At 65.9% G+C, this 12,806-nt stretch carries 11 protein-coding genes; 9 read left to right on the top strand and 2 right to left on the bottom strand.

What is annotated here, in order from left to right; all coding sequences use genetic code 11:
• Positions 1 to 263 precede the first annotated feature (263 nt).
• The 8 genes from EPB08_RS12845 (at position 264) to EPB08_RS12810 (ending at position 8,117) form a co-directional block, all read left to right on the top strand.
• Positions 264 to 2,066 (top strand): DUF885 domain-containing protein, encoded by a 1,803-nt coding sequence (locus EPB08_RS12845; RefSeq protein WP_130619512.1) that lies wholly within the window; start codon positions 264 to 266, stop codon positions 2,064 to 2,066.
• A gap of 255 nt (positions 2,067 to 2,321) precedes the next feature.
• Positions 2,322 to 3,659 (top strand): sigma-54-dependent transcriptional regulator, encoded by a 1,338-nt coding sequence (locus EPB08_RS12840; protein WP_130619511.1) that lies wholly within the window; start codon positions 2,322 to 2,324, stop codon positions 3,657 to 3,659.
• Positions 3,660 to 3,872: 213 nt separating this feature from the next.
• Entirely contained in the window at positions 3,873 to 4,169 is a 297-nt protein-coding gene (locus EPB08_RS12835) for a hypothetical protein (RefSeq protein WP_130619510.1), read from the top strand.
• A 28-nt stretch (positions 4,170 to 4,197) separates the two neighbouring features.
• Positions 4,198 to 5,580 (top strand): sensor histidine kinase, encoded by a 1,383-nt coding sequence (locus EPB08_RS12830; protein ID WP_130619509.1) that lies wholly within the window; start codon positions 4,198 to 4,200, stop codon positions 5,578 to 5,580.
• Between the two features lie 67 nt (positions 5,581 to 5,647).
• Positions 5,648 to 6,595 (top strand): SPFH domain-containing protein, encoded by a 948-nt coding sequence (locus tag EPB08_RS12825; protein WP_130619508.1) that lies wholly within the window; start codon positions 5,648 to 5,650, stop codon positions 6,593 to 6,595.
• A gap of 13 nt (positions 6,596 to 6,608) precedes the next feature.
• Positions 6,609 to 7,055 carry an NfeD family protein gene (locus tag EPB08_RS12820; protein WP_130619507.1) on the top strand — a complete coding sequence of 149 codons (447 nt, stop codon included), beginning with the start codon at positions 6,609 to 6,611 and terminating at the stop codon, positions 7,053 to 7,055.
• Between the two features lie 182 nt (positions 7,056 to 7,237).
• A complete protein-coding gene (locus EPB08_RS12815) occupies positions 7,238 to 7,516 on the top strand; it encodes a putative signal transducing protein (protein WP_130619506.1) in 279 nt (92 codons plus the stop codon).
• A 70-nt stretch (positions 7,517 to 7,586) separates the two neighbouring features.
• Positions 7,587 to 8,117 carry an adenine phosphoribosyltransferase gene (locus EPB08_RS12810; RefSeq protein WP_425598256.1) on the top strand — a complete coding sequence of 177 codons (531 nt, stop codon included), beginning with the start codon at positions 7,587 to 7,589 and terminating at the stop codon, positions 8,115 to 8,117.
• A gap of 207 nt (positions 8,118 to 8,324) precedes the next feature.
• Here the strand turns inward: EPB08_RS12810 and EPB08_RS12805 are convergent, their stop codons facing one another.
• Positions 8,325 to 8,924: a hypothetical protein gene (locus EPB08_RS12805; protein WP_130619505.1), complete on the bottom strand. Its 600-nt coding sequence runs from the start codon at positions 8,922 to 8,924 to the stop codon at positions 8,325 to 8,327.
• A 6-nt stretch (positions 8,925 to 8,930) separates the two neighbouring features.
• Positions 8,931 to 9,875, bottom strand: coding sequence for a DNA-binding transcriptional regulator OxyR (gene oxyR / locus EPB08_RS12800; RefSeq protein WP_130619504.1), 945 nt, complete (start codon positions 9,873 to 9,875; stop codon positions 8,931 to 8,933).
• Between the two features lie 227 nt (positions 9,876 to 10,102).
• Here oxyR and EPB08_RS12795 point away from each other — a divergent pair, with 227 nt between their 5' ends.
• A complete protein-coding gene (locus EPB08_RS12795) occupies positions 10,103 to 12,787 on the top strand; it encodes a M1 family metallopeptidase (protein WP_130619503.1) in 2,685 nt (894 codons plus the stop codon).
• Positions 12,788 to 12,806: the final 19 nt, after the last annotated feature.

The following is a 12,806-nucleotide window of genomic DNA, read 5'->3' as shown; positions in this document are numbered from 1 at the left end:
CCACGTAGCCCGCGTTGTTCACCCTGCGCCCCCAGCGAGTGGTTTGTGGCGCCGCGCCTGACTGGTGGTCAGGTCAAGCCGCGAGCCACTCGCTGGGGGCGCGGGTTGGACAACCCTGTCGGGCCGGGTCTGTTTGCCCACAGTCCGGCGTCATCACTCAGTCGTGTACGGACGTACACTCCATCGTTCTTCCTTGGTCTGCGCGCAAACAGCTCCCGGCGCGGGCCACGCGGAGACATTAAACAGGCTCTAAGGATCAATCCATGAAGATCGGACCGCGAATGCTCGTGTCAGGCCTGCTGTCGGTGGCCTGTGTGGCGTCAGTCCACGCCGCTACGGCGGATGTGCCCACCCGCGTGAAGGCACTCAATGCGCTGCTGGCCGAGCAGTGGCAGCACTCGCTGGAGACCTCGCCGGAATTCGCCACGATCCTGGGCGACCTGCGCTACAACGATCGCTGGAGCGATGCCTCGCTGGCCAACCAGCAGGCCGAGTACGTCAAGACCAAGGATTTCCTCACCCGCTTCCAGGCCATCGACACCACCGGCTTCTCGGAAGAGGACAAGCTCAACCAGCAGCTGATGGTCCGCCAGCTGCAGGACGCGCTGAAGGCGCATGAGCTGAAGATCGACGAGATGCCGCTGGAACAGATGAGCGGTGTCCACCTGCGCCTGGCCGGCTTCGTGAGCTCGATCCCGTTCGACAACGCCAAGGAATACGACGACTACCTGGCCCGCCTGAAGGCCATGCCCAAGCTGCTGGACCAGGTCACCGACGTGGCACGCCAGGGCCTGAAGGACGGCATGATGCCGCCCAAATACCTGCTGGATAAGGTGGTGGTGCAGATCGACAGCATCGCAAAGCCCGCCGGCATGGACAACGTGTTCGCCGAGCCGCTGAAGCACTTCCCGAAGACGGTGTCCGCGGCCGACCAGAAGCGCCTGCATGACGCCATCCTGGCGACGATCGACCAGCAGGTGCGTCCGGCCTACCAGAAGCTCAGCCAGTTCGTGGCGAAGGATTACGCGCCGCACGGCCGTAGCGAACCCGGCGTGTGGCAGCTGCCCAACGGCGAGGCGATCTATCGCTTCCAGGCGGAGCAGATGACCACCACCAAGGAAAGCCCGGAGCGCATCCACGAGATCGGCCTGTCCGAAGTGAAGCGCATCGAGGACGAGATGACCGCGATCGCCAAGTCGCAGGGCTTCAAGGACCTGGCCAGCTTCCGCGAATCGCTGAAGACCAACCCGAAGACCCACGCGACCTCGCGCGAGGACATCCTCAACCGTTATCGCGGCTACATCGCCGGCATGCAGCCGGAGCTGCCCAAGCTGTTCGGCCTGCTGCCCAAGACCAAGGTGGAAGTGGTGCCGGTGGAAGCCTTCCGCGAGAAGGAAGCCGCTGCCGCCGAATACCAGCAGGGCACGCCGGACGGTTCGCGTCCGGGCAAGGTGTTCGTCAATACGAGCGACTTCGCCAACCGCAGTGTGCTGACCATCGAGTCCACCTCCTATCACGAAGGTGTGCCGGGCCATCACATGCAGATTTCGATCGCGCAGACGCTGCCGGGCCTGCCGCCGTTCCGCCAGCAGGCGGGCTACAACGCCTACATCGAGGGCTGGGCGCTGTATGCCGAGCGCCTGGGCAAGGACATCGGCTTCTACAAGGATCCGCTGTCCGACTACGGCCGCCTGTCCGACGAACTGCTGCGCGCCGACCGCCTCGTGCTCGACACCGGCGTGCACTACAAGCACTGGTCGCGCCAGCAGATGGTGGACTTCTTCCACCAGCACTCCAGCGAGGACGAGCCGGACGTGCAGGCTGAAACCGACCGTTACATCACCTGGCCGGGCCAGGCGCTGGCCTACAAGATGGGCCAGCTGAAGATCCTGGAGCTGCGTGAGCGCGCCAAGAAGGAGCTGGGCGACAAGTTCGACATCCGCTCCTTCCACGACGAGATCCTCAACGGCGGCGCGCTGCCGCTGGACGTGCTGGAAGCGCGTACTGACGCCTGGATTGCCGACGTGAAGGCCGGCAAGGCGCCGGCGCACCCGGCCAAGAGCTGACGCGCTCTGCTTCCTCTCCCCTTTGGGCGACCCGAAGGTAGTCCCGTGGGAGAGAGGATCGAGGTGAGGGGCGGGTGCTCGCGATGGTGATAAGCCGGAGCGCGCTTTGATCCTGCGTTCCCGCAAGATTGGCCCCTCACCCCAGCCCTCTCCCCGAAGGGGAGAGGGGGTATTCGGGCTTTCGAGACGAATTCATCGAAAGATGGCAACCTTTTGGCGTGGAGCTGCATCCACGCCTACATGTGCAAGCGACGAATGCGAACCGTACTGATCATCGACGACAACCCGGCCGTGGGCGAGGCGCTCTCGCTGGCGCTGTCCCTGCACGAAATCCGCCCGCTGATCGCGCTGACGCCTGAGGAAGGCCTGGCGATGCTTGAGCGCGAGCGGATCGACGTGGTGATCCAGGACATGAACTTCACCGCCGACACCACCTCGGGCGAGGAGGGCATCGCGCTGTTCCGCGCCATGCGCCAGCGCCATACCGACCTCCCGGTGATCCTGCTCACGGCATGGACGCACCTGGAGACGGCGGTGGAACTGGTGAAGGCCGGCGCCGCCGACTATCTCGCCAAGCCGTGGGACGACGCCAAGCTGCTGGCCACCGTGGAGAACCTGCTGGAGCTGTCCGAGTCTACCCGCGAGGTCACGCGCGCCCGCAACGAGCGCCGCAAGCGCCGCGAGGACCTGCAGCGTCGCTACGATCTCGACAGCCTCGTGTTCGCCTCCGAGGCCATGGCCCGTACGCTGGACCTGGCCTGCCAGGTGGCGCGTTCGGATGTCCCCGTGCTCATCACCGGCCCCAACGGCGCCGGCAAGGAGCGTATCGCGGCCATCGTGCACGCGAACTCGGCGGTGAAGCGTGGTGCGTTCATCGCGGTGAACTGCGGCGCGTTGCCGGGTGAATTGATCGAAGCCGAGCTGTTCGGTGCCGAGGCCGGTGCTTATACCGGCGCCAACAAGGCGCGCGAAGGACGCTTCGAACTGGCCGATGGCGGCACGCTGTTCCTGGACGAGATCGGCAACCTGCCGCTGTCCGGCCAGGTGAAGCTGCTGCGTGTGCTGGAGACCGGGCAATTCGAGCGCCTGGGTTCGGGCCGTACGCGTCACGTGAAGGTGCGCGTGCTCAGCGCCACCAATGCCGACCTCAAGGCGATGATCCGCGCGGGCACGTTCCGCGAAGACCTGTATTACCGCCTCAACGTCATCGAAGTGAACCTGCCGCCGCTCGCCGAGCGCGTGGACGACATCCTGCCGCTGGCCGACTTCTTCCTGGGTGGCCGCGCCGAACTCACCGAACCCGCGCGCGAATCGCTGCTGGCCTATTCCTGGCCCGGCAACGTGCGCGAGCTGAAGAACGCCATCGAGCGCGCCGCGCTGCTGGCGGGCGACGGCCGCATCACGCCCGAACAACTCAATCTGCCGCAGCTCGCCCCGGCCGCCAACCGCAACCTCGATGAGCCCACCCGCGAGTCGGTGGAGGCCGCGCTGGAGCAGGCCGGCGGTGTGGTCAGCCGTGCCGCGCAGGCCCTGGGGCTGTCGCGGCAGGCGCTGTACCGCCGCATGGAGCGTTACGGCCTGGCACAGGCGTAGCACCCGCCCCGTCCCGTTGTGGGAGCGCACCCTGTGCGCGACAGCCGACGGAGCGAAGCGGCCGTTGCGCTAGCCGGGCAAATGGATGCGCCTCAGCGCTGCTGTCGCGCACAGGGTGCGCTCCCACAGGTCTCGGCGCAGTCGCCATCCGTCACGATTGCCGTGGGGCTGCAGGCCGAGGATGATGTGGCGTATGCCGATGGAGTCCGCACCATGCGCTATCGACATCTGTTGCTCGTGACCAGCCTGCTGTGCGCCAGCGCGGCGGCGCAGGGCGTTGCACCGCCAAGCGATCGCTGGAGCACGCTTCCGGCCACCGCGAGCAGCACGCCAGGCGCCTACCACGATGCCCTGAGCACCGCCGCCAGCGACGCCCAGCGTTTCAACTTCAACGATCAGCCCGCCAGGGACAAGGCTCCGCCGGACCAGTCACCGATCCGGGTGATCATCAACAATGGCCACGGACCCAACGTCAATTGCGCGCCCATGGGAGCCGGTACGTGTCATTGATGCTGATTGACCTCAAGGAAGCCTGTTGATGCTGCGTGGCCTGGGATCGCTCGAGTCGCGCATGGTTCTGCTGCTTGGCCTCGCCGGACTGTCCGGCGCGCTGGTCTATGCCGGCGTCACGGAATGGCCGCTGCCCCAGCTGCTGGTCTGGATGAAGCATGACCTCAGCATCAACCTCGGCGCCCCGGCGCATTTCGGCTTCTACAGCGCGCTGATCATTTCGGTCGCCTTGCTGCTGCCGCTGTCGCTGTGGCTGGGCCATTACGTGATGGCCCCGATCACCAAGCTGCTGCGTGCGCTGGAAGGCGCGGTGGCAAGCTATCGCGACGGCGACTTCAGCTTCTCCATCGCGGCCACGCGGCGCGACGAACTGGGCGAGCTGATCCGCATGCACAACGCGCTGGGCCAGACCCTGCGCGAGCAGCGGCAGAACCTGGCGCAACGCGAGCTGCTGCTGGACACGGTGGTGCAGAACACACCGGTCGCACTGGTGCTTACCGATGCGAGCGGGCGCGTGACCTACGCCAATATCGCGGCACGCCATCTGTTCAACGAAGGCCGCACGCTGCATGGGCTGAGTTTCATCGAGCTACTGAGCGGCAGCCCGGAAGCGCTGCGCCGCGCCGTCGAGGGTGGCGAGGATGCGTTGCTCACCGTGGAAATGGATGGCGGCGAAGAAACCTTCCATCTGTCGCAACGCAGTTTCCGCCTGCAGGGGCGTCCGCACCGCCTGCAGTTGTTCCGCCGCATGACGCGCGAACTGTCGCGCCAGGAAGTGGCGACGTGGAAGCGCGTGATCCGCGTGATCAGCCACGAGCTCAACAATTCGCTGGCGCCGATTTCCTCGCTGGCGCACTCGGGCGCCGAGCTGGCGCGCCGCGGCGACACCACCCGCCTGCCGGGCGTGTTCGCCACCATCGGCGAGCGTGCCCGTCACCTGCACGGCTTCATCGCCGGCTATGCCAGCTTCGCCAAGCTGCCCGCGCCGCAGCCGGTGGCGATTCAATGGAAGCCGTTCCTCGACGGCCTGTCGCTGCACTGCAAGTTCGAGCTGCATGGCTCCCTCCCCGAGCAGCCGGGCTGGTTCGATGCCGGTCAGATCGAGCAGGTGCTGATCAACCTGATCAAGAACGCACACGAGTCGGGTAGTGCGGATGACGGCGTCTCGTTGTCGCTGCACGCGATCGGTCGCGACATGCGCATCGAGGTGGCTGACCGCGGCCCCGGCATGAGCGAGACCGTGCTGGCCCAGGCGCTGCTGCCGTTTTATTCCACCAAGCGTTCCGGCACCGGCCTGGGCCTGGCGCTGGCGCGCGAGATCGTGGAAGCGCATGGCGGCCGCATCGCGCTGGCCAATCGCGAGGACGGCGGATTGCGCGTCAGCCTGATGCTGCCATTGGGACCGCGCTGAGCCGTTATCCCGGGCGACGCTGCTCGCCTATACTCCAGCAAGTTTTCATGGATCAGGAGACAGGGCCGTGGGTCAGCTTTTCGCTTTAGTCGTCGTTGTTGTTGCGGTGATCGTGCTCGCCAAACTGGTGCGCATCGTGCCGCAGGGTTACGAATGGACCGTGGAGCGCTTCGGCCGCTACACGCGCACGCTGACGCCGGGCCTGCATTTCCTGATGCCCTTCATCTACGGCATCGGCCGCAAGATGAACATGATGGAGCAGGTCCTGGACGTGCCGTCCCAGGACGTCATCACCAAGGACAACGCCGTGGTTCGCGTGGACGGCGTGGTGTTCTACCAGGTGCTCGATGCCGCCAAGGCCGCGTACGAGGTGGCAAACCTCGAACAGGCCGCGCTGGCACTGGTGATGACCAATATCCGTACCGTGCTCGGCTCGATGGATCTGGACGAATCGCTGAGTCAGCGCGACGCCATCAATGCCAAGCTGCTGACCGTGGTGGATGAAGCCACGCATCCGTGGGGCGTGAAGGTCAACCGCATCGAGATCAAGGACATCGCTCCGCCGCGCGACCTGGTCGATTCGATGGCCCGCCAGATGAAGGCCGAGCGTGAGAAGCGCGCCAACATCCTCGAAGCCGAAGGCTTCCGCCAGGCCGCCGTGCTCAAGGCCGACGGCGAAAAGCAGTCGGCGATCCTGGCGGCCGAAGGCAAGAAGGAAGCCGCGTTCCGCGAAGCCGAGGCACGCATCCGCCTGGCCGAGGCCGAGGCGCAGGCGACCAAGCTGGTGTCGGACGCGATCGCCAACGGCAACATCAATGCGCTGAACTACTTCGTCGCCAACAAGTACGTCGAGGCGCTGAAGGAAATGGCCAACTCGCCCAACCAGAAGATGCTGCTGCTGCCGATGGAAGCCACCGGCATCCTCGGTTCGCTGGCGGGCATCGCCGAACTGGCGAAGGAATCGCTGGGCCAGCAGCAGGGCGACACGCGCCGCGTGCCGCCGCCGGTGCGTTGAGCGGAGCCGCGCGATGGAGCAGGTCGCATTGCACTACTGGTGGTGGATCCTCGCCCTGGTGCTGATCGCCGTCGAGGTGATCCTGCCGGGTTACTTCATGCTGTGGATAGGCGTCGCGGCCGGTGTGACCGGGGTGGTCGTGCTGGCGCTGCCGGGGCTGTCCGCACTGGCGCAGGCGGTGTCGTTCGCCGTGCTGGCCTTCCTCTCCTGTGCCGCCTACTGGTACTGGCTGCGCCCGCGGTTCATGCACGACGAGCCGGGCAACGCACAGCTCAATCGCCGCGGCGAGCAGAAGATCGGCCACCGCTACGTGCTGGCCGAGCCGATCGTCAACGGACGCGGCAAGGCCAAGGTGGGCGACAGCCTGTGGCTGGTGAGTGGCCCGGATTTGCCCGTGGGCAGCATGGTGGAGGTCGTGGGTGTCGATGGCACCACCTTGCTGGTGCGGGCGATCGACTGAGCCACCTCAGATCACTGTAGGAGCGCACCCAGTGCGCGACCGTGGCGGTTCGTCTTCACCGTTCCGTCGGCTTATCGCGCGCTGGGTGCGCTCCTACAGGAGACGGTCTTCGTGTCTTCACCTGCCCGACACGCCCTACGCCTGAACTTGCTCCTCGTACCCTTCAGCGCTAGCGTGGCCCCATGCGCATCGCCTACCGAGCCGAAAGCCTCATCGACGCCCACCTGATGAAGGACGCGCTGGAGCGCGCGGAGATCCCCGCCTTCGTTTCCGGCGAATACCTCACCGGTGCAGTGGGCCAGCTGCCGGCATTGGATTACGTCGCCGTGCTGGTGCCCGAGGCGAGCCTTGCGGCGGCAGAACGGGTGGTGCGCGAAGTGGAACGCGACCTGGTCGAGGCGCGGCTTGCACTGAGCGATCCCGACCAGGATCCGGACGCGCCACAGCCGGCCTTCGGCTGAGTCTTTCGTCGTCGCGGGCGGTATCGTGAGCGATGAACAGCGCCGTGGCGCGCGGACATCGGAGCCGTCCTTGGACATTTCCCTGCAACAGATCGAATCACTGATCCGCGCCGTGCCGGATTTCCCGAAACCGGGCGTGGTGTTTCGCGATATCACGCCGCTGTTGGCCGACGCCGGTGGTTTCGCCCGTTGTATCGACGCTTTGGCCGAACCCTGGCTGGGCAGTGGCGTGCAGGCGGTATGCGGCATCGAATCGCGCGGTTTCATCTTCGGCGCCGCGCTGGCGCAGAAGCTGCACGCCGGCTTCGTGCCGCTGCGCAAGCCCGGCAAGCTGCCGCCTCCGGTGGTTGCGGTCGACTACGAACTGGAATACGGCGTGGATCGCCTGGAAGCGCGCAACGATGCCTTGCATGCGAATGAACGCGTTCTGCTGGTCGACGACGTGCTGGCCACGGGTGGCACGCTTGCCGCGGCGCGCGCGTTGGTGGAAAAGCTCGGTGCGCAGCTGGTCGGTGCCAGCGTGGTGATCGAACTGGCGGCACTGCAGGGCAGGGCGCGTTGGCGGGATGGTGCGCCGTTGGAGGCTTTGTTGCGTTACTGAGAGCGGCTTCGATCTTCGTTGTGGGAGCGCACCCTGTGCGCGACCGCAGCGCATCGGTGTCACCGCTCCGAAGGCTTGTCGCGCACAGGGTGCGCTCCCACAGGAAAAGCGGACCGTGGTGTTGTCGCCGACGGTTGTCATCGCGTCGCTGGGATCATGGCTTCGTAGGCTTTTCGCGCACTGGGTGCGCTCCTACAGGAAGGGCGATCAGGGCGTTACGGGTTCCAGGCTTTCGACGTAGACCAGTTCGCACGCACCGTTGCCGGTGTCTTCGCGTGTCATGGATGTACGCCAGTGCCAGCCGTCGGGACGGCTGGCGTCGACGAGGAAACCTTCGAGGTGCACGATCTCGCCGGTGCGGACGCGTTCCAGTTCCTGTCGCACCACATCGTCAGCGGGGATCATGTGCATGTTGGCGCTGGAGGTCTCGATCTCTCGCTGCGGAATCGGAAAGTGCTCGACATGCCAGTGATAGTAGCGGTTTTCCTGGCTGATCGTGATGTCGTGCAGCACCTGAGTATCCGACATGCGGCCCCAGCCCAGCGCGAGATCGACCGGTGCGAGGCTGGCGCCGGCATCGAGTCGATAGTCCTCGCGTGACAGCACGCGCGCGGTGAGCGCGAAATGGGCCCGCGTCTTCAGCGTGATGTCGCCGCGCTGCAGCGTTGCACCGTCGTCGAGGTCGATCTGTTCGGGAGTATCGGGCGCGAGCACGCCGGGTGAAGTCGCGAGCGGGCGATGGCGCCACCAGTGCGCCGCACCCATGGCCACGATCACCATTACGGCGATCAGCAGGAAGCGCTGCATGCCTCGCTATTTCCCGCTGCGCCTGGCGGGCTGCGCATCCGCCACGTTTGGCTGCAGCAGGTCGGCGGGCAACGCGTGGATCACGTCGGCAAAGCGCTTGAGGAAGGTCGCCATCGACGAACTCTTGCGCCACACCAGCGCGATCCGCCGGCTCGGCGGATGACCGGCGAATTCCAGCAGGTGCACGTTGTCGGTGCGCGCCACCGGCGGCTTGATCGCCAGCGTCGGCAGCAAGGTGATGCCGACGTTCGCCGCCACCATCTGTCGCAACGTTTCCAGGCTGGTGGCGCGAAAGCCCGAGCGCTCGCCGGCGCCGGCCAGCTGGCATACCTCCAGCGCCTGGTCGCGCATGCAGTGGCCGTCTTCCAGCAACAGCAGGCTTTCGTCTTCGAGGTCGTCCAGCTTCAGGCGCTTCTGCTTGTGCGCCAACGGATGATCCTCGGGCACGGCGAGCACGAAGGGCTCCTCGAACAGGAATTCCGCATGCAGGCTGTCTTCGTGCAGGGGCAGGGCGAGGATGCCCACGTCGAGCGACCCTTCGCGCAGCATGCGTATCACCTGCTCGGTCTTCTCCTCGACCAGCAGCAGCTCCAGCCGGGGGAAATGCTTGCGGACCAGCGGCACGAGGTGCGGCAGCAGGTAGGGGCCGAGCGTGGGAAAGATGCCCAGGCGCAGCGTGCCCGACTCCGGATCGCGCGTGCGCTGCGCGATCGCCTTGATCTCGTCGATCTCCGACAGTACGCCACGCGCGCGGCGGGCGATCTCACGGCCGGTCTCGGTCAGCAGCACCTTGCGCGGCGTGCGCTCGACCAGCGCGACGCCCAGCTCGTCCTCCAGTTTCTTGATCTGCGTGGACAGCGTGGGCTGGCTCACGAAGCTCGCTTCGGCCGCGCGGCCGAAGTGGCGATGCTCGGCCAGGGCCACGAGGTAATGCAGGTCACGCAGGTTCATGTCGGACGTCCACGTATTTCATAGGTGGTGCCTATGATTTTGGTGTCATCCATCGTCTTGGGCAATAGTGCTGTTCCCGGTCAGGCTTGCCCGGCCTTGATGCTTTCGCTGGTGAGATGCGTCTCGTTCTGGGGTGAAGGCTGGGACACCATGCCTTCTGGCACTGGGTCGTTCGTCATGGCTCAGCCTAGCGTCAACGTTTATGTCTGTCCCAGGGGAGTACCCGCATGCGTCGTCTCGTTCGTCCTTTTGTCCTCACCGCTCTCGCGACCTGTTGTGCCGCCGCCCTGGCCGCGCCGGGCGCCGATGACCAGCCGCATGGCAAGCTGCCGGGCTGGGCCCAGCCGGAGTCGTACCAGCTCGATTTCAAGGTCGACCCGCGCCAGCAGGATTTTTCCGGCACCACCACCATCAAGGTGAAGCTGGACCAGGCGTCCGACCACCTGTGGCTGCACGGCCGTGAGCTGAAGGTCAGCAAGGTGACCGTGACCGACGCCGCCGGCAAGAAGCACGCGGCCAAGTACGTGGAAGTGGCGCCGCAGGAAGGCGTGGTGCGCATCGACTTCGGCAGCACGCTGAAGGCGCAGGAGCTGACGCTGGCGTTCGAATACACCGCGCCGCTCAACCAGCAGCTGCAGGGCCTGTACAAGGTCAGCCACAAGGGCCAGCCGTATGCGATGACGCAGATGGAGCCGATCAGCGCGCGCTTCGCGTTCCCCGGTTTCGACGAACCCGGCTTCAAGACGCCGTTCGACATCCGCCTGACCATCCCCAACGATGAAGTGGGCGTGGCCAACACCAAGCAGGTGAAGGAAGAGAAGGCCGGCGACGGCTGGAAGAAGCTGACCTTCTCCACCACCAAGCCGCTGCCGACCTACCTCGTCGCGTTCGGCGTGGGTCCGTGGGACGTGGTGAAGGGTCCGGACATCTCGGCCACCGCCTATCGCGAAGGCAACCTGGAACTGCGTGGCATTGCCGCGCAGGGCGAAGGCCATCGCATGCAGCACGTGCTGGGCGAAACGCCGAGCATCATCCACACGCTCGAGGACTACTACGGCTTCGGCTATCCGTGGGACAAGCTCGACCTGCTCGCTGCGCCGGACTTCTCCGCGGGTGCGATGGAGAACCCGGGCCTGGTCACCTTCCGCGACTGGCTGCTGCTGCTCGATCCGGATTCCCCGGCCAACTACGTGCGCGGTTCGTTCAACGTCACCGCGCATGAGCTGGCCCACCAGTGGACCGGCGACACCGTGACGCTGGCCTGGTGGGACGACCTGTGGCTCAACGAAGCCTTCGCCACCTGGATGCAGCAGAAGGTGACGCAGAAGGTGCACCCGGAATACCGCGCCGACCTCGACCGCGTGCGTGGCGCGCAGGGCGCGATGAACGGCGACAGCCTGGTCACCACGCGCAAGATCCGCCAGCCGATCACCGGCAACGGCGACATCGAGACCGCGTTCGACGGCATCACCTACCAGAAGGGTGCCGCGGTGCTGGGCATGTTCGAAGGCTATGTGAGCGAGCCCGTGTTCCAGAAGGGCATGCGCGCCTACATCCAGGATCACAAGTACGGCAACGCCACCGCCGACGACCTGATCGACGCCATCGCCAAGGCTGCCGACAAGGGCAACGACTTCAAGCAGGCGTTCAAGAGCTTCCTCAACCAGCCGGGCGTGCCCTATGTGCAGACCAAGCTGACCGAGGAAAACGGCAAGACCGTGCTGCACCTCACCCAGAACCGCTACCTGCCGGTAGGCAGCAAGGGTGACGACAAGCAGGTGTGGGGCGTGCCGATGTGCGTGCGCTTCGCTACCGCCAGCGGCACCAAGGTGAGCTGCGAACTGTTCGACAAGGCCGAGGGCAGCATGGTGCTCGAAGGCGCGAGCAAGGGTACGTGGGTGCTGCCGAATGCCAATGGCAGCGGCTACTACCGCTTCGCGATGGCCAAGAACGACCTGGCCAACCTCGGCAAGCAGATCAACAAGCTCGACGATGCCGAGCAGCTCGCTTACGCCGATGCGGTGTACGCCAGCTTCAAGCACGGCGATCTCGATGCCGGCGACGTGCTCGCCGCGCTCAAGCCGCTGACCTCGTCCAAGACGCGCGAGGTGGCCACCGCGCCGCTGACCAGCTTCAACTGGATCAACCGCAACCTGGCGCAGACCGACGCACAGCGCGCCAAGCTTGCCGCGTGGGCCAAGGCCGCCTACCTGCCGCGCATGCAGCAGCTGGGCTACCACCGCAAGGCGAACGAGGCGGACACCGACTCGCTGATGCGTAGCACGCTGGCCGACGAACTCGCGCTGACGGTGAAGCTGCCGGAAGTGCGCGCCGAACTGCTCAAGCAGGGCGACGCCGCGCTCAAGCGCAAGGCCGATGGTCGCCTCGACCTCGCCGCGGCCGATTCGGATCTGCTCGGCGCCGCACTCGGCGTTGCCGTGCAGGAACGCGGCAAGCCCGCCGTGGATGCCCTGATCGCCGAACTGCCGCAGACCAGCGATCCGGCGCTGCGCAATGCCATGCTCGCTGGCCTGAGCGAAGTGAACGATGCGTCGCAGGCCAACCAGGTGCGTGACTTCGCCCTCGACAAGAAGGTGAAGGTGGGCGAGATGGGCATGCTGCTGCGCGGCGGCCGCGATACCCGCAAGGAGCGCGACGACTCGTGGCAGTGGGCGACCACCAACTACGACAAGATCGTGGAGCGCACGGGCAGCTTCTCCGGTGGCCGTCTGCCGGAACTCGTGGGCGGCGGTGGCTGCTCGCAGGACGAGGCGGATCGCCTGCAGGCGTTCTTCAAGGATCGCGCCAAGCAGGTGAGCGGTGCCGAACGCGGCCTGGCCCAGACCACCGAGTCGACCGTGCTGTGCCACTCGCTGGTGCAGAAGCAGGACGCCGCATCGATCCTGCGCTGATGCGCTGCTGAAACGAAAC

The organism is Dyella amyloliquefaciens (assembly GCF_004296575.1).
Taxonomy (GTDB): domain Bacteria; phylum Pseudomonadota; class Gammaproteobacteria; order Xanthomonadales; family Rhodanobacteraceae; genus Dyella; species Dyella amyloliquefaciens.
The sequence above is the reverse complement of the archived record's forward strand: the minus strand, read 5'-3'. Positions and strand labels throughout refer to the sequence as shown.